A 1,524-nucleotide genomic window follows, 5' to 3' on the forward strand; every position below is an offset into this window, starting at 1 on the left:
GAACTGGTGCAGCGGGAGGCCGCCCGGGTGCTGGAGTACCCCGACGGGCAGCAGGTGCCGCCGCGCGCCACGTTCAAGGAGCTGGGCTTCGACTCGCTGATGTCGGTGGAACTGCGTGACGCGCTGGCCGCGGCGACCGGACTGCGGCTGCCGGGCGGCCTGCTCTTCGACCACCCGACACCCGACGCCCTGGTCGAGCGGCTGGACACGCTCCTGGCCGGGACGCGGCGGGCACAGACGCCGGAGCCGGCCCGGCCCGGCGACTCCCAGGAGCCGATCGCCGTCGTCGGCATGGCCTGCCGCTTCCCGGGCGGCGTGGGCTCACCCGAGGACCTGTGGCGCCTGCTGGTCGAGGAACGGGACGCCGTGTCCGGCTTCCCGGCCGACCGCGGCTGGAACCCGGAGCTGTACGACGCCGATCCCGGGCGCAGCGGGCACAGCACCGTGCGCGAGGGCGGCTTCCTGGACGACGCCGCCTGGTTCGACAACGGCTTCTTCGGTATCTCGCCCCGCGAGGCGCTCGCGATGGATCCGCAGCAGCGGCTGCTGCTGGAGACCGCGTGGGAGGCCGTCGAACGGGCCGGCCTGGACGCGGAGGGCCTGCGCGGCAGCCGTACCGGCGTGTTCATCGGCGCCACGGCGCTCGACTACGGTCCGCGGATGCAGGACGCCCCGGACAGCGTCGAGGGCCATGTGCTCACCGGGACGACCCCGAGCGTGCTGTCCGGGCGCATCGCCTACCAGCTGGGGCTGGTCGGTCCCGCGGTGACCGTGGACACCGCCTGCTCCTCCTCGCTCACCGCCCTCCACCTAGCGGTGCGTTCGCTGCGGTCGGGCGAGTCGGCGCTGGCCCTGGCGGGCGGTGTGACGGTGATGTCGTCGCCGGGCATGTTCGTGGAGTTCTCCCGCCAGCGCGGGCTGGCCGGCGACGGCCGGTCCAAGGCGTTCGCGGCCTCGGCCGACGGCACGTCCTGGGCGGAGGGCGTCGGTCTGCTGGTGGTCGAGCGGCTCTCGGACGCCGTGCGCAACGGCCACCGGGTGCTCGCCGTGGTCCGCGGCACCGCGATCAACCAGGACGGCGCCAGCAACGGCCTCACCGCGCCCAACGGCCCCTCGCAGGAGCGGGTCATCCGGGCGGCCCTGGCGGACGCGGGGCTCGCTCCCGGCGACGTCGACGCGGTCGAGGCCCACGGCACCGGCACCCGGCTCGGCGACCCCATCGAGGCCGAGGCGGTCATCGCCACCTACGGGCAGGACCGCCCGGAGTCGGCCCCGGTACGGCTCGGCTCGCTGAAGTCGAACATCGGGCACGCCCAGGCCGCGGCGGGCGTCGGCGGCGTGATCAAGATGATCGAGGCCATGCGGCACGGCCTGCTCCCGCGCACCCTGCACGTGGCGGAGCCCACGCCGCTGGTCGACTGGTCGGCGGGCGCCGTGTCCCTGCTGACCGAGCCGGCCGAGTGGCCGGACACCGGCCGGCCGCGGCGCGCCGCCGTCTCCTCCTTCGGCATCAGCGGCACCAAC

The 1,524-nt window shown here is 75.3% G+C and carries 1 protein-coding gene; it reads left to right on the forward strand.

Going from position 1 to position 1,524, the window contains the following annotated elements; genetic code table 11:
- A partial coding sequence (locus tag H5J33_RS34850; protein ID WP_181798652.1) for a beta-ketoacyl synthase N-terminal-like domain-containing protein occupies window positions 1-1,524 on the forward strand: 1,524 nt, incomplete at both ends.

Origin of the sequence: Streptomyces sp. WELS2, from assembly GCF_013870595.1 — a bacterium.
Classification (GTDB): Bacteria; Actinomycetota; Actinomycetes; order Streptomycetales; family Streptomycetaceae; genus Streptomyces.